General features: G+C 33.7%; 17 protein-coding genes, 3 pseudogenes and 1 other annotated feature. Of the genes and pseudogenes, 3 read left to right on the forward strand and 17 right to left on the reverse strand.

The features are described 5' to 3' along the window. Positions 1-8: 8 nt before the first annotated feature. The 3 genes and pseudogenes from FD18_RS05525 to FD18_RS05535 form a co-directional block, all read right to left on the reverse strand. Positions 9-542 carry a PadR family transcriptional regulator gene (locus tag FD18_RS05525; protein WP_057718993.1) on the reverse strand — a complete coding sequence of 178 codons (534 nt, stop codon included), beginning with the start codon at positions 540-542 and terminating at the stop codon, positions 9-11. A 61-nt stretch (positions 543-603) separates the two neighbouring features. After that, positions 604-1,167: pseudogene (locus FD18_RS05530) on the reverse strand (phenolic acid decarboxylase). A gap of 134 nt (positions 1,168-1,301) precedes the next feature. Further along, on the reverse strand, positions 1,302-3,230 hold the full coding sequence (locus FD18_RS05535; protein ID WP_057718994.1) for a PTS sugar transporter subunit IIABC: 1,929 nt from the start codon (positions 3,228-3,230) through the stop codon (positions 1,302-1,304). Positions 3,231-3,422: 192 nt separating this feature from the next. Between FD18_RS05535 and treR the strand changes: the two genes are divergently transcribed. The 3 genes from treR to FD18_RS05550 all read left to right on the forward strand — a co-directional run bounded on the left by treR (position 3,423) and on the right by FD18_RS05550 (position 6,773). Continuing rightward, a complete protein-coding gene (gene treR, locus FD18_RS05540) occupies positions 3,423-4,148 on the forward strand; it encodes a trehalose operon repressor (RefSeq protein ID WP_057718995.1) in 726 nt (241 codons plus the stop codon). A 14-nt stretch (positions 4,149-4,162) separates the two neighbouring features. Further along, positions 4,163-5,821: an alpha,alpha-phosphotrehalase gene (gene treC, locus FD18_RS05545; RefSeq protein ID WP_057718996.1), complete on the forward strand. Its 1,659-nt coding sequence runs from the start codon at positions 4,163-4,165 to the stop codon at positions 5,819-5,821. A gap of 103 nt (positions 5,822-5,924) precedes the next feature. Then, complete coding sequence (locus tag FD18_RS05550) at positions 5,925-6,773, forward strand: Rpn family recombination-promoting nuclease/putative transposase (protein WP_057718997.1); 849 nt, start codon at positions 5,925-5,927, stop codon at positions 6,771-6,773. Positions 6,774-6,834: 61 nt separating this feature from the next. Here FD18_RS05550 and FD18_RS05555 read toward each other — a convergent pair whose 3' ends face one another. From FD18_RS05555 to FD18_RS09370, 14 genes and pseudogenes are all read right to left on the reverse strand, one after another. After that, positions 6,835-7,224, reverse strand: coding sequence for a hypothetical protein (locus tag FD18_RS05555; protein WP_057719024.1), 390 nt, complete (start codon positions 7,222-7,224; stop codon positions 6,835-6,837). 188 nt (positions 7,225-7,412) lie between these two features. Then, on the reverse strand, positions 7,413-8,063 hold the full coding sequence (locus tag FD18_RS05560) for an amino acid ABC transporter permease (protein ID WP_057718998.1): 651 nt from the start codon (positions 8,061-8,063) through the stop codon (positions 7,413-7,415). Positions 8,064-8,076: 13 nt separating this feature from the next. Further along, complete coding sequence (locus FD18_RS05565; protein WP_057718999.1) at positions 8,077-8,715, reverse strand: amino acid ABC transporter permease; 639 nt, start codon at positions 8,713-8,715, stop codon at positions 8,077-8,079. After that, positions 8,712-9,536, reverse strand: coding sequence for a transporter substrate-binding domain-containing protein (locus tag FD18_RS05570; RefSeq protein WP_057719000.1), 825 nt, complete (start codon positions 9,534-9,536; stop codon positions 8,712-8,714). The genes FD18_RS05565 and FD18_RS05570 overlap by 4 nt, the downstream gene beginning before the upstream one ends. Position 9,537: 1 nt before the next feature. Continuing rightward, positions 9,538-10,287: an amino acid ABC transporter ATP-binding protein gene (locus FD18_RS05575; protein ID WP_057719001.1), complete on the reverse strand. Its 750-nt coding sequence runs from the start codon at positions 10,285-10,287 to the stop codon at positions 9,538-9,540. 134 nt (positions 10,288-10,421) lie between these two features. After that, positions 10,422-10,670: a binding site (T-box leader), on the reverse strand. Positions 10,671-10,726: 56 nt separating this feature from the next. After that, entirely contained in the window at positions 10,727-11,548 is an 822-nt protein-coding gene (locus FD18_RS05580; protein ID WP_057719002.1) for a transporter substrate-binding domain-containing protein, read from the reverse strand. Between the two features lie 51 nt (positions 11,549-11,599). After that, a complete protein-coding gene (locus FD18_RS05585; RefSeq protein WP_057719003.1) occupies positions 11,600-13,369 on the reverse strand; it encodes an ABC transporter ATP-binding protein in 1,770 nt (589 codons plus the stop codon). Beyond that, positions 13,362-15,095: an ABC transporter ATP-binding protein gene (locus tag FD18_RS05590; protein WP_057719004.1), complete on the reverse strand. Its 1,734-nt coding sequence runs from the start codon at positions 15,093-15,095 to the stop codon at positions 13,362-13,364. Before FD18_RS05590 ends, FD18_RS05585 begins: the two co-directional genes overlap by 8 nt. Further along, a complete protein-coding gene (locus FD18_RS05595; RefSeq protein WP_057719005.1) occupies positions 15,096-15,536 on the reverse strand; it encodes a MarR family winged helix-turn-helix transcriptional regulator in 441 nt (146 codons plus the stop codon). Between the two features lie 86 nt (positions 15,537-15,622). Further along, positions 15,623-16,473, reverse strand: a pseudogene (locus FD18_RS05600) (alpha/beta hydrolase). A 102-nt stretch (positions 16,474-16,575) separates the two neighbouring features. Continuing rightward, entirely contained in the window at positions 16,576-17,808 is a 1,233-nt protein-coding gene (locus FD18_RS05605; RefSeq protein ID WP_057719006.1) for an MFS transporter, read from the reverse strand. Between the two features lie 90 nt (positions 17,809-17,898). Further along, positions 17,899-19,305 carry a C69 family dipeptidase gene (locus FD18_RS05610; RefSeq protein ID WP_057719007.1) on the reverse strand — a complete coding sequence of 469 codons (1,407 nt, stop codon included), beginning with the start codon at positions 19,303-19,305 and terminating at the stop codon, positions 17,899-17,901. A gap of 170 nt (positions 19,306-19,475) precedes the next feature. After that, complete coding sequence (locus FD18_RS05615; RefSeq protein WP_057719008.1) at positions 19,476-20,969, reverse strand: peptide MFS transporter; 1,494 nt, start codon at positions 20,967-20,969, stop codon at positions 19,476-19,478. Between the two features lie 211 nt (positions 20,970-21,180). Beyond that, a pseudogene (locus FD18_RS09370) lies at positions 21,181-21,542 on the reverse strand (beta-galactosidase); the annotation flags it as partial. Between the last annotated feature and the right edge of the window lie 228 nt (positions 21,543-21,770).

Here is a 21,770-nt window from a genome sequence, read left to right on the forward strand (position 1 = left end):
CTGAATTATCAACACTGTTTTATCGTTTTTAGCCACTTAATTTGGTTATCAAGCCTACTAATTGCACGCTCTAAGATCAAATAATGGCCATAATTTTTACTTCTCTTTTCTTGAGTATTAAATAGCATTTTTTCTCTATCATTTAAATGATCAAGTTGCTCCTCTAATAGATTAAGTTGCTTATTAACTAAAGTCGAAATTCTGGGATCATGGGGATCCTGAATAAAGAATAGTTTTAATGAAAACAAATCTTCGACTACTGGAAGAGCGGTAATAGGGATATCAATCCATGAATTTAATTTTTCTTTTCCTAGATTAGTTAAATGATAATACTTTTCTTTTTCATTATTACTATCACTTGTTTGTTTAATCCAATCATCTTCGACCATTTTCTTTAGTTCAGGATAAATCTGACTATGAGAAGCTTTCCAAAATTCTCCAATTTCATTTTTAAATTGATTAGTAATAAACTTTCCTGTTGAACCAGGATTCTGATCTAAAATTCCTAGAATAATATAAGGTAAAATTCGCTTTTTTGGCATCTAATCTTCTTTTCTATTCTATAGATAATAATTTTATTCTACCAAAAAAGTTACTATCACCTCATTGCTTTTCGAGATAGTTATGACCTTCTTTTTGAATAATGTGGTAATGCTCGTCATAGTAATTACCATTTCTGATATCATCTGTCATCCCTTCATAAGGAGCTTCAGCAATTACTTCATCATTATTTACGCCAGCTTCTTCAATATAAGTAATTTTCGCAAATTCTGGGACAACCGGCTTAGGATAAGTTTCATATTTTTCTCGTGATTCGTGCATTAAATCGATGTGGTCATTTTGATAGCAAACAGTAATCTCGGGATGATCTTGTACCCACTTAGGAAAGAAGATAGTTCCATTTAATTTATGTTCATTAGGAACAAAATCCAGAGCAACATCAGTACCAGTTGGTTCAGTCCATGCAATTTTGTAAATTCCATCAGTTAAAAGATTAATATGCGCTTCTTGATCTTTGACCCAACGTCATTTTACCATTCCACGATGAATACGATAATCAACAGTATAATCATTTTTGCAGTACCATTCATATTCCCAACCATTTTCATAAGTATAAATAAAGTGAGTACCTACAAAATCATTTAAGGTCTTAAATTTTTTATTCATTTTATTTAAATTAGTCATTTTCATCATCTTTTTGTATTTTATGTTTTTATCGACACACTTATTATATGACTATCTCGACATAAAAAGCAAACAAAAAAATAGAGAACTATTTTTCAATAATTCTCTACTTTATATTACTTACTACCTGGTCTCTTCTTTTTAGCTACCTTTGCACCTTTAGTCATATTGTCATTGTAGCCCCAAACCCAGGTAACGATAAATGAAACAACAATTGTGACTGCACTAGCAATTAAGAATGTATAGAAACTTGATAAGTCAGTTGGATGTTTTGGATTAAAGAATGAAGAAAATCCAATTAATCCACCAGTAAAGCCATACATTGTTCCGTGCATTAAGCCAGTAACTAATCCACCAAAGGCAGAACCAATACATCCAGAAATAAATACTTTCTTATATCTTAAACTAATACCATAAACGGCTGGTTCTGTTACACCACACATTGCAGAAATTGTTGAAGCAAAACCTAATTCCTTTAAGTCTTCTTTCTTAGATTTAATAGCAACCGCTAATACAGCAGCACCTTGGGCAATCATGGATGAACAAATAATTGCGTTTAATGCACTTTCACCAGTTCCGGCAATTTGTTGAGCCACAAGTGGCACAACACCCCAGTGAAGACCAAAGATAACCAATACTTGGTAGAACCCACCAATAATGAATCCACCAACCCAGCCAGATGCATGAACTAACCAGTTAATGAAGATAGCAATACCATTAGCAACACCTTGAATAATTGGACCAGTTACCATCAAAGTTAAAGCTGATACAACTAAAACAGTAATTAATGGAATAAAAATCATTTGTAAGTATGATGGGAGCCACTTTTTAAGCCAATCTTCGCATTTCTTAGCAAGCCATGCAGCTAAAATCATTGGGAAAATCGAGTATGTATAGTTCAAGAACTCAAATTTAATTCCACCAATTTCAAACATGGTCTTGAAAGCTTTACCCCAATCAACTAATTGTGGATAAACAAGCACTCCACCAATAACCGCAGCAATAATTGGATCAGAGTTCAATCTTTTAGCTGCACAATATCCTACTAAAATTGGTAGGAAGAAGAAGGCGGAATCGGCAATTGCACTAGTTGTAATATAAGCTGTACTCTTTACACTAAGCAAACTTCCTAATTGTGGAAGAGTTAAGAGTGCTAAGATACCCTTAATGATACCAGCTGCAGCAATAACTCCAATAATTGGGCTCATTGAACCAGTGATAAAACCAATTAAATTACCAAATGCTCTTGAAACTGGATTTTTACCATCATCTTCTGGAGTCGGGGTTGCTTCACTGTCTAAAGGTCCTAATTGTTTAACTACTTCGTCAAAAACATTAGCAACCTCATTACCGATTACCACTTGATATTGACCCGAAGCATGCATTACATCCAAAATTCCGCGCTGATTTTTCAAAGCTTCATCATTTGCTTTACTTTCATCCTTTAAGTAAAAACGCAAACGTGTAATACAGTGAATTACATTATTAACATTATCTTTACCACCAACATTTTTAATAATAAAGGCAGCTAATTCTGGATAAGATAATTTTTGGCTTGAAGTGTCCTCAGTTCCTGCTTTTTTCAAGTATGCAGTTGCTACTACTTCACCAGCCTTTGCTTCACCTTCAGTTACATCAAGACCTGAAAGTTTATCTGCTGAATTAGTAATTAAAACCATAATTGTTGTATCTAATCCCTTGGCCTTAATTTCATCTAAGTTCATTTCAGCAATTTCTTGACCAGCTTGAACTTCCTGACCATTTTCAATTTTAATAGTAAATGGTGCTCCCTTTAAGCCGACAGTATCCACACCCATATGAACTAATACTTCCAGTCCTTCTTTTGTTACGATACCAACAGCATGTTTAGTGTCAGCAACCATACTGATTTTTCCTGAAACAGGTGCTACAACCTTTCCAATGGTTGGAGTTAATCCAAATCCATCCCCCATTGTTCCCTGAGAAAAGATCGGATCAGAAGTTTTAGCTAAAGCAATAACCGCTCCAGTTGCTGGAGCTAATAAATTAGTAGTATCTTGTACCATAATTTCATTCTCCCTTTTAAGGTATCCGCTTTCATTTATCTTGACTTAAATATTATACTTGTCTATACAAGTTGTCAATATATTTTTATGAAAAAGCTTACTTTTCTTTTAAATCAATATTTTATAATTAAAAATATTTTTCTTTACTTGTCTAATCAAGTGTATATAATTAAAGACAAAGGAGGATTTTTTATGGCTCAATCTAAAGTTGGGGTAATTGCTCAGGATTTAGTTGATAAAATTAAACATCAACAATATCAGGCAGGCGACTATCTCCCAAGTGAACATCAATTAATGGATTTATATGGCTCTTCTCGTGAGACAATTCGAAAGGCCCTTAACAGCTTAACTGACCTAGGACTGATCCAAAAAATTCGAGGAAAAGGTTCAATTGTATTAAATTTAGATCGCTATACTTTTCCAATTTCCGGAATTACTAGTTTTGCGGAATTGAATAATCAATTAGGATTAAAAGCTGAGACTAAAGTATTACTTCTACAAAAAGAAGATAAATTACCAGTTCAATTTATAAAGTATTTTCCTGAAGAAGAAAACAGTACTGGCTTTCATCTTGAGCGATTACGTTTAATAGATGGACAAGCAGACGTATTGGATTGCGACTACTTACTCTCCCCTCCAGTTAACTCTCTTCCAAGGGAAGCTGCTGAGACTTCTATTTATGACTATTTAGAAAATAAACAAAAATTAGATATTTCATACGCAGCAAAAGAAATGTCTGTCTGCAAAGTTGATAAAAGAATTCAAGATTTACTTCAACTAGACAATGATCTTGCAGTTTTAGTTGCAAGCCGTAATTACTTAGCTGATACAACTAAATTCGAATTAACTTTGTCTTATCACAGACCTGATAAATTCAAATTTGTTGATTTTGCTCGTAGAAAAAAGATCAAGCTTTAGAAAGGTACTATCCAATGAATAATTTAGGCAATAAGGTAATCTACCAAATTTATCCAAAATCTTTTTATGACTCAAATAATGATGGAATCGGTGATTTACGTGGAATCATCCAAAAAATTGACTACATTAAAAAACTAAACGTAGACTTTATTTGGTTCAATCCATTTTTTGTTTCCCCGCAAAATGATAACGGCTATGACATTGCCGATTATAAAAAAATTGATCCTCGCTTTGGAACTATGGAGGACTTTGAAGAATTAGTAGCCAAATTAAAAGATATAAATGTTAATGTCATGCTTGATATGGTCTTAAACCACTGTTCCACTGAACATGAATGGTTCAAAAAGGCTCTTGCTGGTGATAAAAAATATCAAAAATTCTTCTATCTCAGAAAAGGTAAAGATGGAAAGTTGCCTAACAATTGGCAATCAAAATTTGGCGGTCCTGCTTGGTCAAAATTTGGCGATACAGATTATTACTACCTTCATCTTTATGACCCAACTCAAGCAGATCTTGACTGGCACAATCCAGAGGTTCGTGCTGCTTTAATTGATGTAGTAAACTTTTGGCGCGGTAAGGGTGTTCACGGTTTCCGCTTTGACGTAATTAATGTGACAGGAAAAGATACTGTCCTAGTTGATTCAACTGACCCAATCCAAGAAAAATCACTCTATACTGATACTTCAGTAGTGCAACAATATCTAAAAGAATTAAATGCGAAGTCCTTTGGTCAAGATCCAGAATCGGTCACTGTTGGAGAAATGTCTTCTACCACAATTAAAAATTCAATTGCTTATACTCGCCCACAAGATCACGAACTCTCCATGGTCTTCACCTTCCACCATCTAAAGGTTGATTACAAGAACGGTGAAAAATGGTCTAAGATGCCTTTTGATTTTAAGAAATTAAAAGATATTATGCTTACATGGAACAGCAAGATTGATCAAGGCGGTGGCTGGCAAGCTCTCTTTTGGAATAATCATGACCAACCTTGGGCTTTAAACCGTTTTGGTAACACAGGAAAATACCACAGCAAATCTGCCGAAATGCTCGCTTTAGCTCTTCATCTGTTGCGCGGAACGCCCTACATTTATATGGGTGAAGAGATCGGTATGATGGACCCCCATTACCTTTCCATGAAAGACTATGTTGATATTGAAGCCTTGAATGCCTACAACACATTAATCAAAAAAGGACTTTCTGAAAAAGAAGCTTTTGAAATCGTTCAGTCTAAAGCACGGGACAACTCAAGAGTTCCAATGCATTGGGATAGTTCTAAATATGCTGGTTTTAGTGATCATAAGCCTTGGCTCATGCCAACAGACCAAGATAAAATCAATGTCGAAAAAGAACTTAAAGAAGGTGAAATTTTTAACTTCTATCAAAAATTAATTAAACTTCGAAAATCAGAAAAAATAATTTCCGAAGGCCACATTAAGCCAATTTTGATGGAACACCCACAAGTTATGGCATATGAACGCTATTTAGATCATTCTGATGAAAAACTTTTAGTGTTCGCAAACTTCTATGAAAAAGAAACGGAAGTTACGGTACCAGCAGACTATTTAAATCAAGCTGGGCAAATTTTAATTCAAAATTACAATGAAACTTTTGTTTCTCTTCCTTCAATTTTGCATCTGAAACCTTATGAAGCTTTAGCAATCAAATTTTAATTTAAGAAGATCATATTGATCTTCTTTTTTCTAAAAAAATAAAACTCCTTTTTGCGTAATTAAAATTAGAGATCTTTCTCTAATACACTTAAAGGAGCGTTCTATGAACAAAAATGAGCTTGAAAAGCGCGTTGATGAAGCAGATATCACTGCTGATCCAATTTTTAGCTGGGTTATGGAACAAGGAACTAATTGCCGCGATCTTTTGCGGGCAATTGCACCTGAATTGCATATTCAAACTGCTAATTTTGAAACGCAAAAAAGATTGAAATTTCACCCTGCTATGCATGGAATTATTCCGGATATCTACGCTACAGACGACAAGGGACGAGTCTTTGATATTGAATTACAAATGACTCTGCCAGACTTTTTAGGAAAGCGAATGCGGTATTATTTTTCAATGATGGATCAAAGTCTGTTTATGCAAGGTGAAAATTATCGCAATTTGCCTACTACATACTTAATTTTAATTCTGCCAACTGATCCTCTTGGGCTTGATCAGTATCGGTATGATACGACTTGGAGCACCAAGGGATTCAAGTATGATCCACTAAATATTGGTCAAAAATTAATTTTACTTAATGCAAGTGGAACAAAGGGAAAAATCACGCCACGTCTACAAGGATTTTTCGATCTAATGCGTGGTAAAATTAATACAAATGATAGCTTTATCCAAAAGCTACAAAGCGACGTTGAGAAATACAAAACTAATCCAGAAAGAAGGAAAGAACTCATGGATTACCAAATGAAACTTGATGACATGCGATATGTCGGAGAAAAAGCGGGTATCAAAACCGGTAAAGAAGAAGAACGAATTGATGCTATTAAAAAGATGATTAATGATTATCGTGACTTAAGTGCAGACAATCAAACTATTCTTAAATTTCTTACTAAAAATTATGGTGCATATTTTTCTCAAGAAGAATTAAAGCAATTTATTAAAAATAATTAGATAGTCAAACAGGCCACATGAACACTTAAATTCATGTGGCCTGTTTTCAATTTCTCAATCTTTATTTAAAAAAGTTTACAATACCAGTAAACAAGATTACTGTACTTATCATATAAATTTGCCATATGGTTAGATTGCTATCATCTTTACCCAGCTTTTTTGCCATTTTATGTTCACGACGATACATCAAAATAGAGACAATAATCAATATAATTCCAAGAATAATGTAAAAAATATGAGGAACTTTAGGGTTAGTATCTCCTAACATAAACATCATAGGCACAATAATAAATACACCACTGACAAAAGTACCAAAATATATTACATATGGTGCTGTGGCGATTTCTTTAGATTTTTTATCCCATTTATAAAATTTAAATGTTCTATACAATTCAAAAAATCCCAGTAGCATTGTTACAATATATAAAGCTGTTAATCCCCAATCTTTCATTTTATATACTCTTTCTAGTAGCTTAGCCTTATAAATATTTATTTCATTATAAACTATTTTTCTATTTTTTAAGTAAAAAGGATCGAACATGTAAACTTATGTACTAATTTAGTATTTTTTACATCAAATTAGTCTATTTTTTAGATACAAAAGGCACGTGAACTTAACTCACGTGCCTTCTTTCATAATTAATACTTACTTTGTAAATGCTTAGCAACCATTGAAAGTGAGAAACAAACAATAAAGTACATCACTGCAATAATTACATACATTGGAATTAAATAAGTTGTATTTTGACTATAAATAATCTGCGCATGGAACAATAATTCTGGCAAAACAATAATTGTTGCCAAAGATGTATCCTTAACTAATGACACAAATTGTGACAAAAGTGATGGAATCATCTTATTTAAAGCCTGGGGAATGATCACATGATACATTGCCTGCATATAAGTCATCCCATTTGAACGAGCTCCTTCCATTTGGCCTGGATCAACGGCTGCAATACCACTTCTAACAATTTCGGCAAGCATTGCTCCTTCAAACACAACTAGGGCAATAATTGAAGCTACAGTTGGATTAGTAATAATTCCTAATTCAGGCAATCCAAAATACGTAAAGAAAATTATCAGCAACAATGGCAAATTTCTAATAATATCAATGACAAAGCCCACAATAGCTGAGAGATACTTGATCTTCACATATCTAATAAAGCCAAATACTAAACCTAGTATAAAACTTAAAGCAATCGAAATTAATGATACATATATAGTCACCCACAAACCTTGTAAGAGAAAGCGAATGTTAATCCAAGAATATGCATGAATAAAGTTTTCCATCTTTTTCTCCTTCCTAGGCTAATTTCTTTTCTAAGTGACGCATGTAGTAACTCAATGGCAAGGTTAAGACTAAGTAGAACAATCCAACAACTATATATGTATTAATAGTTTCAAATGATGAAAATGCAATCACATCAGCTTGATACATTAAATCAAAACCCGCAACAAAGGCTAACACAGATGAGTTCTTAATTAAGTTAATAAACTGATTTCCTAATGGAGGAATTACGATCTTTAAAGCTTGGGGCAAAATGACGTATCGCATTGCTTGCGTATAAGTCATTCCGTTTGAGCGAGCTCCTTCCATTTGACCATCCCCAACAGAGTTAATCCCAGCTCTAACAGTTTCTGCAATAAATGCTGAAGTATATAGAGTTAATCCAATTGTACCAGCTGCGAAACCTGATACCTTAAACCAAATTTGCGGTACAACAAGGTAGAAAATCATTGTAATAACCAACAAAGGAATATTACGGAAAATCTCGATGTAGACATGAGCTACTGCCCTTCCAAATTTATTCGGTGCAACTTCTAACAGGGCAAAGCCAACCCCAAGAATTAAACTAAAGAACAGAGCAATTAGACTACATAAAATTGTGTTCCAAAAGCCTGATAAGAATTCAGACCAATGATTTGTTAAAATTCCTATCACGAATTTTCAACCTCCTTAATATTAAATCCTGGAATACCACTAAACCATTTAACTAATAAGCGATGATATGTTCCATTTTTCTTTAACTCATTTAGTGCTTTATCGATATGATCAGCAAAATCAGTTTGACCTTTTTCTACAGCAATTCCATATGGCTCACTTGTATAAGTACCACCAACTAATTTATAGCCCTTATTTTCACTAGCAATACCTGCAAGCAATCCATTATCAGTTGTCATTGCTTGTCCCTGACCGGCTTTTAAAGCTGTAAAGGCTTGTCCATAATCATCATATTCTAAAACTTTTGCCTTAGGTGCAAACTTTTTAACGTTATCAACTGCTGTAGTTCCTTTAACTGCTAAAGCAGTTTTACCATTAAGGTCTTTAATATTCTTAATTGTTGAATCATCCTTAACTAGTAAAGATTGGCCAGCTGTAAAATATGGCTCACTAAAAGTTACTTGTTTTTTACGATCAGGTGTAATCGTCATTGTTGCTAAAATAGCATCAATATTTCCATTTTTTAGCAATGGAATTCTTGTTTTTGGGGTAGTCTGTACAAATTCGGCTTTGGCATCTTTCCCCAACATTTGCTTAGTTAAGGCTTTTGCTAAGTCAACTTCAAAACCCTCAATTTTTCCAGTTTTAATGCTCATTAAACCAAACAAACGAGTATCAGCTTTAACACCCCAAGTAATAGTTTTACTTTCCTTAACTTGGTCATAAACATTACTTGACTTCTGCTTTTTTGCGCATCCTGTCAAAGTAATCAACAAAACTAATATCAAAGGCAAAATAAAAATCTTAGTTGATTTTTTCATTTTAGCCACCTAGCTTTTCAGTAATGACCTTACTTAAAAATTGACGAGCACGTTCAGTCTTAGGATGTTCAAAGAATTCTTCTGGTTTAGCATCTTCTAAAATTCTTCCTTGATCAAAGAAAATTAATCTATCGCCAACTTCACGTGCAAATCCCATTTCGTGCGTTACAACAACCATTGTAATTCCTTCGTCTGCTACATATTTCATAACGTCCAAAACGTCTTGAATCATTTCAGGGTCTAGAGCACTAGTAGGTTCATCAAATAAAATAGCCTTCGGTCTCATTGCTAGTGAACGTGCAATTGCAACACGTTGCTTTTGTCCACCAGAAAGTTGTCTTGGATACATATTGGCCTTGTCTTCTAAACAAACCTTTTTCAAAAGATTCATAGCAATGTCATGATTTTCTTTTTCAGGGCGGTGCAAAACGATCTTAGGTGCTAAAGTAATATTTTCAAGCACAGTGTGGTTGTCATATAAATTAAAATGCTGAAACACCATTCCCACATTTTTACGAATTTTATTCAAGTTTGTATGCTTATCAGCTAAATCATAACCAGTAACCATTAATTTTCCAGAATTAATTCGTTCTAATCCATTCATTGTTCGAATCAAAGTACTCTTACCAGAACCAGATGGTCCGATAATTGAAACTACTTGACCTTCTTCAATACTCAAATTAATATCCTTTAACGCATGAAATTTACCGTAATATTTATCTACATGCTTAAACTCAATAATTGCAGCCATTGTGCTTTCCCCTCTCTTTTTTATTCACGTTTTCCATTTTACTCTAAAATTATTAAACTTAACTTTATAACGTATTAGCTAACGACTCCTTATTTTTATTTGAAGTAAAGAAAAAAGCCCTTCGCTCCCAATTTACTCAGGACGAAAGGCTTCTTTCCGCGGTACCACCTAAATTGTCTACTTAAAGACCAACTTGACTAGAGCACAACCATGCTCCAGCGGCTAGATAACGTGCCGCTTACGGCTTAACTTACTCTCGTACTCGATTTCAGCCAGCAGCATTGTAAAAGTGTCTTTCAATAATCCAGGGTCTGCTAACTTTTTCACTACCGTTAACTCACTAAAAGAAATAAATTATCTACTTTTCTTTTCATCGCTTTTTTAATTTAAATGTTGATTACATTTAATAATATTTTTTCAAAAAAGGCAAGTAAAAAATTTATTTTTCTCCCTCGGCTTCTTTAATATTAAAGCCCGGAACCCCGCTAAACCACTTCTTTACTAGGGCATCATAAGTACCATTCTTTTTTAATTTATTCAAAGCCTGGTTAATCTTATTTCTCATCTGAGTTTGTCCTTTATTGACAGCTATTCCGTATGGCTCATTTGTATAAGTACCACCAACAAGCTTGTATCCTTTGTTTTCAGTTGCTATTCCTGCTAATAAACCATTATCAGTAGTCATTGCCTGACCTTGTCCTGCCTTTAATGCGGTAAAGGCTTGACCATAATCGTCAAATTCTAATACTTTAGCTTTTGGCGCAAACTTTTTAACATTGGCAACTGCTGTTGTACCTTTAACAGCTAAAGCCGTCTTGCCATTCATATCTTTTATGCTTTTAATATTTGAATCATCCTTAACTAATAAAGATTGACCAGCATAAAAGTATGGTTCACTAAAGTCAACTTGTTTTTTACGTTCTGGTGTAATCGTCATTGCAGCTAGAACAGCATCAATGTTTCCATTTTTTAAAAGTGGAATTTTAGTTTTAGCAGTAGTTTGTACAAAATTTGCTTTAGCCTTTTTTCCTAGCATTTCTTTTGTCAAAGCATTGGCTAAATCAACTTCAAAACCTTCAATTTTTCCAGTCTTGATACTCATTAACCCAAATAATCGGGTATCGGCCTTAACACCCCAAGTAATTTCGTTGCTTTTTTTAACTTCTTGATAAACATTACGCGTATTTTTCTGACATGCAGAAAGTAGAAAAACGCTAAATAAGCCTATAAATAAAGAAAAAAATCGTAGCTTTTTCTTCAATTTTTAACTTTCCCCCTAACTAAAATTAGAGGGAAATAATCCCTCTAATTTTTATTCAAACGCCATTTGATTAGTATATAAGCTATAGTAGAAACCATGCTTTTTAATTAATTCATCATGGTTTCCTTCCTCAATGACATTTCCATCTTTCAATACTACTATTTTATCTGAATTTAAGATAGTCTTCAAACGGTGTGCAATAACAAAACTTGTTCTACCTGCAATAACAGCATCCATTGCCTTTTGAATTTTAGCTTCAGTAACTGTATCGACGTTTGAAGTAGCCTCATCTAAGATTAAAAATTCTGGATTAGTCAAAATAGTTCTCGCAATTGAAATTAATTGTTTTTGACCAGTTGAAAAGACAGAATTTTCTTCAGAAACTTGAGTATCATATCCGTCAGGTAGCGTCATAATAAAATCATGAATATTTGCTTCTTTAGCTGCTGCAATAACTTCATCACGGCTTGCAGTTGGCTTACCATATTTAATATTGTCCTCAACTGTTCCAGTAAATAAGACAGAATCTTGTAACACAATACCAACATTATTTCTTAATGATTCAAGCGTAATATCGCGTACATCTATGCCATCAAATGTCACCTTACCGCTATTTACATCATAAAAACGATTAATTAAATTCATAATCGTTGTTTTTCCTGATCCAGTTGGTCCAACAACAGCGACTGATTTTCCTTTGTCTACATCAATTGAAACACCGTGTAAAATTTCTTTATCTTTATCATAGCCAAAGTGAACGTTTTCTAATTTAACGCCCTTCTTTATTCCTTTCAAAACCTTGCCATTTGGCACAGTATTTTCTTCATCCTGTTCTTCAACAGTTGCTAATCTTCTAGCCCCTGTCAAAGCAAGCTGCGTCATAGAATAGATTGAAGTAAGTTGCGTTAATGGTTGGAAATAAGTTTGAGAGTATTCAACAAAAGCAACAATTAAACCTAGTCCTACCGCTTGACTGACTTGACCGCTAACAATTAACCATGCTCCTCCACCGATTACAATTGCAAGATTTAATAAAGAAATACCCTGGAGCAATGGGAAAAGCATCCCTGAATAAAATTGCCCTTTAAACATAGCACGACGAACATCATTGTTGTATTTTCTAAAATTTTGAACAGATTTTTTTTGCAAACCATTAGTGATAATAACCTTTTCTCCATTGATCTGTTCATTCACATATCCATTCAAATCACTAATTTTATCTTGTTGTTTATCAAGATAAATTCTAGCTTTTTTCATAATAAATACACTAACAATCACAATAAAAGGCGTTGTTGCTACCGTAAAAATAGCCATTGTTGGATTTACGATAAACATCATAATGATGGTTCCAATTAATAAGGCGCCTTGAGAAATAATTTCAAAGATTGCATTATTCAATGCGTTAAAAATATTATCTAAATCAGAGTTAAATAAAGAAAGTAGTTTTCCATCTTGATGAGTATCAAAATAGCGAATCAACATTCTTTGGAATTTGGCAAAAAGATTTTCTCGCATATCATTTGTTGCATTAGCTGTAAATTTTGACATAACCATCCATGCAATAAATGAAGCAATAATTCCCGCAGCGTAAACACTAATCATTGAGCCTAAAGATTGGTAAAAACTACTTAAATCGTGACTCTGACTAGATACCTTGTTAACTGCCTTAGTTAATCCTTGGACAGCATTTCCCAAGAAAAGTGGTCCAAGAACCTGACTTAAAGTTGAAATTAGGGATAATACTATAACAATAGTGACGCCCTTCCAATAATTTTTTAAATACTTTGCAAAGTACTTTAGAGCCTTTTTAGTATTACTCATCAATTTCACCTCTCTTTTCCTTTGCTTTCTGTGTACGATATATATCTTGGTAAATTGGCGAAGTCTTAAGCAATTCTTCGTGCGTTCCTTCAGCAACTAATTTTCCATCGTCTAAAACTAAAATCTTGTCCGCATTCATAACGGACACAATTTTTTCAGCGATAATCACAGTAGTCGTATCCTTTAAATCATGTTCTAAAGCTTCTTGAACTAACTTCTCAGACTTAGCATCCAAAGCAGAGGTTGAATCATCTAAAATTAAAATTGGTGGTTGTCCAATAACGCCACGTGCAATGGATAAACGCTGCTTTTGACCACCAGAGAAATTTGCTGAGCGTTCTTCTACTTCATGATCAAATTCATCAGGATATTGACCAACAAATTCTTGCGCTTGTGCAATTTCAGAAGCACGCTTCAATTCATAATCTGTTGCATCTTCTTTCCCTTGACGTAAGTTAGAAGCAATTGTTCCAGAAAATAGAATTGCCTTTTGAAGTACCATTGAAACGGTGTTCCGTAGAGATTTTTCACCAATCTTCTTTAAATCTTTGCCGCCAATTTTAATAGTTCCCTTGCTTGGATCATAAAGTCTAGGTATAAGCTGAGCCAAAGTACTTTTACCAGAACCAGTTGCTCCAACGATACCAACCATTTCACCAGCTTTAACTTTAAATGAGATATTTTCTAAAGTTGGCTTATCACTATCGGGATAAGTAAATGACACATTATCAAATTCAATGCTTCCCTTTTCTGGTGCAGTCGGCGCATTAGGATCGAATTTTACATCTGGTTCAGTATCAAGAACTTCCTTAATTCTTCTTAAGGAAACCATACCACGAGTAAAATTCATGATCACAAAGCCGCCAATTAAAATTGCAAATAATAAAGTTAAAATGTAAGAAACATAAGGTGATACAACTGCTACATCGGTTGGATTAAGGTTAGCACTGCGACCTACTAAAAACACAACTAATGCAATTACTAAATAAGCAATTAGCATAAAAGCAGGCATAATAGTGGAAATCCAGTAACCAATCTTAATGTTTAATTCATTCAAAGAATCAGAGGTTTTATTAAATCTCCTAATTTCATTTTCTCCCTGATTAAAAGATTTAACTACCCGTACTCCTTGAAGATTTTCCTTTACACGAGTAGAAATTTTATCCATGTAATGTTGAAATTTATCAAAAAGTTTATTCATATTTTGAATTACAATAAAACCTACACCCATCATTAGGGCTAACATCAATACAGGTGCCCACCAATAATGAGGAATTGTAATAATACTTAAAACGAAAGATCCAACTAAAATAATTGGCATTCTAAGGAGCTGCATGAATAGGATCATCATCATATTCATAACCTGGTTCATATCGTTGATTAAACGAACTACTAAAGAACCACTAGAAAATTTTTCAATATTACCAAAAGAAAAACTTTGAATTTTTGCATAAGTTTCTTCACGCAAATCTGAAGTTATTCCCTGGGCAATTTTAGCAGCATAATAAACATTAAAAATTCCAGCTACAATTGCTAATAATCCCAAAATCACTAAACCAATACCGTCTCTTAATACTGTACTCTTGTTATCAGCTAAAATAGCTTTTTGGATATTTTCTAACAATCTTGGTTGCCATAAAGTTGCAAAAGCTGAAATTAAAATTGTAACAATAGCTAAAATAATTTCTTTACGATAATTTTTGAAGTGTGGTTTCAAAATCCCCATCTATTTTTCTCCCTTCTTTCCTAGACACTCCCAAAAAGTATTACTCCATTCTTCATTAAGAGCTACTAATTGCTTCATCTTTTTAGCTCCCATTTTTTGAGCAATTCTATTTTCGATTTCAAACAAAGATGCCATTTTCTCTTGGGCATACTTCTTACCTATATCAGTTAATTGACAATACTTAACTCGATTATCATCTGGATCAACTGTTAACTCTAAATAATCCTTTTCTAATAAGCGATGTATTCCCTTATTAATTGACTGTTTTGGTAAGTCACTTAAATTAACTAAATCCTTTTGTGTCAATTTTTGCCGCATTAATAATTCATATAAAATAATCGTCAAATAAGTAGGCATATTTTGGCGACGATCCCATTCTTCATAGGCCTTGCTACCACGAATAATAGCGAAGTTTAACTTTTCCGTATCACTTAGTTTCATACTTCACCTCGCAAAAATAGTCTCTGTAAATACTAAATATTTAAATATATTAGTATCTACAGAGACTATTGTCAATGCCTATTATTTTATTTCCATAAAAAATCTATTAATAACTGATCTACTTCTTTATTTTCATGTAATTTACTATGTTGAGCATTTTTTCCTTTAATTTCAACTTCATGATATGACTTTGCACGCCCGTTGATTAGATATTTATAACTTTGTGCAGACGCCACAGAAACTGACCCATCTGAATTTGATCCATCTTCTTTATTACCATAAATATTCAAAACCTCAATTTGTTTTGGATAATGTTTACGCAGAGGTAATAGCTGCTTAAAGCCATCACTATAGATATCTGGTTCACCAGTTTCTTTATTTTTAATCTTAGCCTTTTGACCTGCTTCTTCGCCAAGATAGCCATCATAATGACCTGCAATTGAAACTACTTTATTAATCTTAGGCATTTTTTATTGTCATAATTTTCATTAATGTAATTAGCTATCTGCAAGTTTCCCATTGAATGGCCAACTAGATTAATTTTAGCGTAATGATATTTATTTGAAATAGCAGTAATAACAGATTTAACATAAGATGTTTTACCACTTTGGTTGTCCTCAAAATTAACCTCAACAATTGGATTCTTGGCATTTTTTGGAATAGTATTATTTAGCTTAACAGTTCCATTTTTACTTACGTCAGCTTGAATAATAGTATTCGTAACACCAGCCTTTTTAGCTGCGTTAGCCATGTGTTTTTCAGCATTTATGCTTGACCCCCAACCATGGAAGAAAAACGTTGGAATTGTCTTGGTATTAGTTAAAGATGCAGTTACTTTTTTTGCAGGAATATTTTGCGTTTTTTGACTACATCCCGCTAAGATGAATAAAAATGCAGCAATAAAAAAACTAGCGAGATAAATTTTTCTTTTCTTCATAATAATTTTTGTTCTCTTACACTTACTTTTCTCTAGTATACAGAGACAATTATGAATTGAAAAATATTTATTCTCACTAGTTTACTATCGTTAAAAACTATACTAATTTAGCTCTTTAGATAAATCTTTTAATCCAGGCAAGGTAATCATTACGATGAAACTAATAATGTACAAAGCTGATAAAAAGCCCATTACTACGCTTAGATTGTATTTATCCATTAAAATCCCAATTACAACTGATGAAAAGCCACCAATTGCTCTTCCGACATTAACAATAATATTATTAGCACTAGATCTAATCTCAGTTGGATAGAGTCTACTAATCACAGCACCATATCCGCCAAACATTCCATTTGAGAAAAAGCCAACAATCGCACCAATTACTAAAAGCGTTGCCATATTTTGAGCTAAACTCAAAGTGTACACCATTAATGCAGAACCAATTAAAAAAATCGTAAAGGCTCTTCTTGGTCCAAAATAATCAAAAATTGAACCAAAAGTCATCATTCCAATACTCATCCCCACGATCGTAGCAATCATCCAAAGACTAGAATTTGAAACATTTAAATCGAGTTGTTTTTGAACAATTGTTGGAAGCCAATTCATCAAACCAAAGTAGCCTGCAATTTGAACTGTCATCATGATCATCAACCCAACGGTTTGCCAAGCAAGACGAGGTGTAGAAAACATCATTTTAGCTACATCTGATAGCAAGGAGCCCTTTTCTTTTTCTTTAGCTTCGACAAATTGTTGACTTTCATGAACATGTTTTCTAATGAATATAGTCAAAATTACTGGAATAATCCCCACTAAAAATAGCATGTGCCAACCAGCAGTTGGAATAATCCATGCTGCAATTAATGCTGCCATAATTGCACCGATCTGACCCCCAATCGCAGCTACTGAAGTCATCTTACCAATTTGATTTTTATGAAAGTTTTCAGCAATCAAGGCAATTCCAACTCCATATTCACCGCCAGCTCCAATTCCTGCTAAAAAACGTAGTCCATAGATCATATAAATATTGTTTGCAAAAGCCATTAAAGCTGTTGCAATCGCAAAAATAATTACTGTATGGCTAAAAGTCTTAACACGACCAATTTTATCGCCCAAAATTCCAAAGGCAATTCCGCCAACTAACATTCCTAAGTTAGTAATAGTAGAAATAAATCCTGCTACTCCTCCTGATAAATGGAGATCAGCAATCATTGAGCTCATTGCAAACGATAAAAAAAGCACATCCATATTCTCAAGAGCAAAACCTGAAGAAGTAGATGCAATAACCCACTTCTGATTTTTACTTAGACTATGTCTGTGCTTAACCATTGTATCCATATTAAATTCCTCCAAAATGAATGCTCTCTGTCATTCAATTATTTCTTCAGAATTCATTCTACACGCTTTTTATAAATTTACAATCTAAAATTATAAATCTGGATCTCTTCTAAAGTGTAGTGGAGACTTCTTTATTTCCTTGGTAATTAATTTACCAATTAATTCTTGATAATCTTTAACTGCGGTATGTGCTAATTCTTTATTAGCTTCGTTAATCAAAGCTAATCTCTTCTTAGCGTCCTTTTCCTTGTCAATCTTGACATCATATTCTTGACGCATTTGACTCAATTTTTGCTGAGTAGCATTTCTAGTTTGATATAGTTGCAAACCATAATCTTTCCATGAACGGTCAGCCAAAACTTGAGCTTCCTTGTAAATCCAATAAGCTGAATTTGAAGCATACTTATCCTTACCATGCTTATAAAAGCTTGGAACAATACTACCTTGTGGGTAGAAAGGAACATATACATTTTGACAAGTTATGCCAAGTGATAACCAGTGAATCCAGTCCTTATCCTTAAGTTGCAGTAAGTGTGACTCTTCAGTAAAGTCAACACTAATTGGACGATAAATAGCAGTATCTTTGTTTACCGGATTTGCTACATCATATTTAGTTCCATCATAGTGATCCCTTAATACTCGTTGAGCATCAGTAATAGAAATTGGATGATCAGCTTTTTGGATAAATGGAAGATCAAAACTATTTGGATCTTGTTTGATCGAAGGACTTAAAATTCTTTGACCAGTCCAAACACGAGCAGTGTTGTAAGTTGCATCTAATAAGTTATGAGTTCCAAAAATTCTACGCCAATTAAATGGTTTACCATTTGGCCATAGGTCATTTTCTTCAACAAATTTTTGTAAACCTGGTGAAGTAATAAAGTTATCAGAATCATTAAAGTCAATTTCTTGAATTGCTAATTCATTAGCTGCAACAGCATAGCAATCATCTGGAATACGCTCTGCTACCCAAGTATGAGCAGTACCAATTTCAAAGTACCAAGCTTCATTAGGATCAGCAAATAAAATGCCGTCAGATTCGCCAGCACCATGATCCTTTATAATTTCGCCAAAGCGTGCAATAGCTTCACGCGCAGTCTTTACATAAGGCAAAATACACGTAACCATTGCTTCTTCAATAATACCAGTCTTCTTAAATGGATCATATGCTTGAACTTGATCATTAGCATACGTAGTTTCAGTAGCACTCATTGCTACACCAAATTGGTTAATGCCGGATTCCTCATAAACACCCTTTTTATCACTCCAGTTAGGAGTTGATGAATAACCATACCTATGAGTTGGTAAATCCATCTCAAACTTATTCAAATTAGACTTGAAATGATTATTAGGAATATCTTTTTCCTCATGAAAAGCTAAATGCTTGGCACAATTTGGCTTATCATCTTCATTACGACCAATTATAATACTGCCATCAGTGGTAGCATTTTTTCCTACTAAAATTGATGTACATGCACTGTGATTATTTTCTATCATTAGATATCACACTTTCATATTAATAACATATCTTATTCAATTGATATTGTATTACGATATACTACTAAACTTTAATAAAACGCATTCAAAATAATAGAATCTTATGCTTCTATAAAGCAAAAAAGATTCGAAAATTATCGAATCTTTTAATTACCTATTTAATTTTTATGCTATTCAGCATCTGCCATCAAATTGTGAATCTTCTTGGTAAAGAAGAACATCACTATACCAAACAAGACACTTACAACACCAACTGCTAAGAAGTAAGCTACTTCCGTTTTACTTGAGTAGTATCTAACAATTTGTGAATTGATAGCCTGTCCTGTCGCATCTGCTAAAAACCAGAGACTCATCATTTGAGAACGAAAAGCTTTTGGTGCTAAACGAGTCGTCACCGATAATCCAATTGGAGAAATAAGCATTTCAGCAATTTCCACAATAAACCATGAACCCACTAGCCAGAATGGACTAACGCGTCCATTGGTTCCATAAAGCATACCCGGCAGTGCCATCCACATATAAGATAAACCGGCAAATACTAAACCAGCTGCAAATTTTCCAGCTGCACTTGGTTGTTTCTTCCAGTTATCCCATAACCAAACAAAGAATGGAGTTAAAATCATAATAAATACTGGGTTTAGTGTTTGGAAGTTAGCCGCAGTAAAATGCCAACTTCCAATATGAAGAACAGTTCTTTGAGCAGCAAATAAGGCTAAAACAACAGAACCAGATTCTTCAATTCCCCAGAAAATAGAAGCCGCAATAAATAATGGAATATATGCCCAAACTTTTGAGCGTTCTTCCTTAGTAACCTTTGGACTTCTAAGCATTAAAACAAAGTAATAAATTGGTAAGGCAATAGCAACAATAGTAATTAAAGTAATGATATTATCAACACTCAGCTGACCAAAGGCAGCCATTAATCCTAATACTACTACTAAAGCTAAAACTCCTAAACCAATTCTCTTCAAGATTTTGTTACGAGTTTCTGGATCAATCGGATCAGTTGGATGTATCCCATCATCAGATAGATACTTTCTACCGCCCCAAACATATTGTACTAAGCCAAAGAACATCCCAACTGCTGCTAAAGAGAAACCAGCATGGAAATTAAAATGATTTCCAAATAAGTTAAGACCAAAACCTTCACTTGCCCAAGGAACTAACCATGGAGCAAGAGCAGAACCTAAATTAATACCAAAAACAAAGATACTGAAACCTGCATCACGTCTACGATCATCTAATGAGTATAGACCACCAACCATGTCAGAAACATTAGGTTTAAGCAATCCTGTCCCAACCACAATAAAGGCAATTGACATATACAAGCCAAGTTCTGCCATCGGCAAAGCTAGGATAATGTGTCCAATCATAATTAGGACACCACCAAAGAAGACAGTACTTCTTGCACCCCAAATTCTATCTGCTAGCCAACCACCAGCTACCGTAGAAAGGTAAACCAATGATCCATAGATAGACATAACGGAGGCAGCCGTAGTCTCATTCATGCCAAGGCCGCCACGTTCTACCGCATAGTACATGTAGAAGAGTAAGATAGCACGCATACCATAGTAACTAAATCTCTCCCACATTTCTGTGAAGAACAGAGTAGACAAGCCACGAGGCTGTCCGAAGAAAGTCTTCTCTGTCGTCGAATTATTCATTAAAAACTATCCTTTCTGTTTTATGTGCTTTATTCACACAGAAAGGTTCATTTTATACCTATTTATAATAAGTAGTCAAATTGGTATAGAGCAGCATATTAAAAAATGAGTATCTTTACTTTTAAAGATACTCATTTTATCTATTTATTTTTTATAAATCTTACTTCCAAATGGATTAAGAACAACTTCACCGCTAATTATCTTCTGTTTGTGGTGTATTTTCCATTACTAAAAAGTTCTGATGTTTCAAACTCCTAAAGCAGTTATGAATTAGGCTAATATTTCTGCCTAATTCTTCTGTCGTCTGATTGTCATTACCCCAAGCTGGATAAGAATCCCAAGAGATAAGATCTACATGCTTAGCCACCTTTTGATAGTCAAACCCAGCAAAAGGATCCATTCTTTTTCTGGTTCTAACTTTGCCCATGAAAAAATTTCTACAGTTACTGTATGAATATCCGCCTGTTTAAAAAGTGCGAAGTCTTGATTAATAATGTCTGGTTCGTCCCACCATTGTTCAGGATTATAATCTCCACCGCGTAGAAATTAGTTAATTTTTAGTATTCGTTCCATGATTTTTCTTTCCTATATATTTATATTTAGTATAAAAAGTAACTTTCTTCCATAAATATGATATCGCCTTCTTAGTAACAATTCTTATCATTAATTTAATTTTATGAATATATGTTAATTTGGAATACTGCTTTTTATTTTTTGACGTTATTTTTATTTGAGCCTATAGTGATAGTGAAAGTGTGCACATTATTTAGACTTAACATTGTCTTTTAATAATTATAGAGG

The sequence above is a fragment of the Lactobacillus taiwanensis DSM 21401 genome (assembly GCF_001436695.1).
Classification (GTDB): domain Bacteria; phylum Bacillota; class Bacilli; order Lactobacillales; family Lactobacillaceae; genus Lactobacillus; species Lactobacillus taiwanensis.